2 protein-coding genes are annotated in these 1388 nt (G+C 71.0%); one reads left to right on the forward strand and one right to left on the reverse strand.

Annotated elements, in window-relative coordinates:
* Positions 1–403, forward strand: a 403-nt coding sequence (locus AB0M20_RS43645; RefSeq protein ID WP_364307393.1) for a DUF2461 family protein, incomplete at its 5' end; no start/stop codon positions are given.
* 12 nt (positions 404–415) lie between these two features.
* Here AB0M20_RS43645 and AB0M20_RS43650 read toward each other — a convergent pair.
* Positions 416–1388: hypothetical protein (locus AB0M20_RS43650; protein WP_364307395.1), on the reverse strand; the 973-nt coding region annotated here is incomplete at its 5' end.

Here is a 1388-nt window from a genome sequence, read left to right on the forward strand (position 1 = left end):
GCACGTGGGGGCCTGTCTCCTAGGGCGCGGATACATTCATCGCTCCGCCGCCGGGCTGGCGGCCGGCTGGGGCATGAACCAGAGGGGCCGGGCCCAGCTCGCCCGATACCGCCGGGCCGTCGCGGACGACCGGACCGGCCGCGAGCTGACCACCGTGATCGGCGCCATCGAGCGGTCCCGCGTCGCGGTGATCGGCCATGGGAGCCTCAAGACGGCGCCGCGCGGATACCCGAAGGACCATCCGCGCGGCGACCTGTTGCGCCACAAGGGCCTCACGACGTGGCAGGAGTGGGAGCCGGCCGCGTGGCTCGGCACGGCGACCGCGAAGAAGCGCATCGTCGACTTCCTCCGCACCAGCCGGCCGCTGCGGCAGTGGCTCGACGACAACGTCGGCCCGGAGTAGCGGCCGGGCCCGTCACCCGCAGGTCCACATCCAGGGGTCGTTGCTGATCGGCCCGGTCTCCTCGCTGCCGACGCTGTAGCCGGCGAGGGTCCGGCCGTCGCTGCTGATGCTGGACACGACGAACTCCCGCCTGCCGCCGCTGGGCAGCTTCGTCTTCTGGTCGCCGGTCATGAGCACCGGCAGCCCCATCCTCCGGTCGGTCCACTCGACCCCGAAGATGGTCCCGTTGGCCGCGATCCGCGGCGCGTCGAGCGGGAAGACCTCGGTGTACCCGCCGGAGGGGATGTCGTACAGGACGGTTTTGAAGGACATGCTGTCCTTGCTTTCGAACACGGCCCGGCCGATCACCTTGCCGGCCGCCATCGAGTCCGGCCAGAACGCGTCGGCCTTCTTCCCGTCGACGGTCGGCGCCGGGAGCGCCCTGTGCGTGCCGTCCGCCATCCACAGGTACGCGGTGTCCTTGCCCTCCTTCAGCGCGACCAAACCGAGGATCGTGCCGTCCTCGTCCACGTCGCGGGCAACGGCGGTCTTGACGCCGTCCGGCAGTGGGAGCCGCTGCGGCTTGGCACCGGGCGACGCCCACCGGACCGGACTGGGTTCGATGTCCGATCCGATCGAGCCCACCATCACGCCGGCGTCGTTGATGCCGCTGACATCGCCCGGGCCGGCCAGCTTGGTGAAGGCGCCTTCGCGGTACACGTAGGCCTGCTGCTTGTCGCCGTCGTAGCTGGTGCCGACCGCGACCCCGGAGGAGTTGATGTCGCGGAGCGAGGCATCGCTGCCGGGCATGTCCGGCGTGTCGACCAGCTTGCCGTCCTTCCACACCACGACGTCGACGTTCAGGCTCTTCCCGGGCGGATAGACGCGGCCGGCCAGAAAGTGGCCGCTCGGGTCGCCCGAGGTCACCACGGCCTTCTTGATCCCGCCGGTGGGCAGCCGGGTCACCGTGCAGTTGCGCTTCGTGCCCGCCACCCCGGCCCCGAAG

Source organism: Actinoplanes sp. NPDC051633 (genome assembly GCF_040681735.1).
In the GTDB taxonomy this organism is placed as follows: domain Bacteria; phylum Actinomycetota; class Actinomycetes; order Mycobacteriales; family Micromonosporaceae; genus Actinoplanes.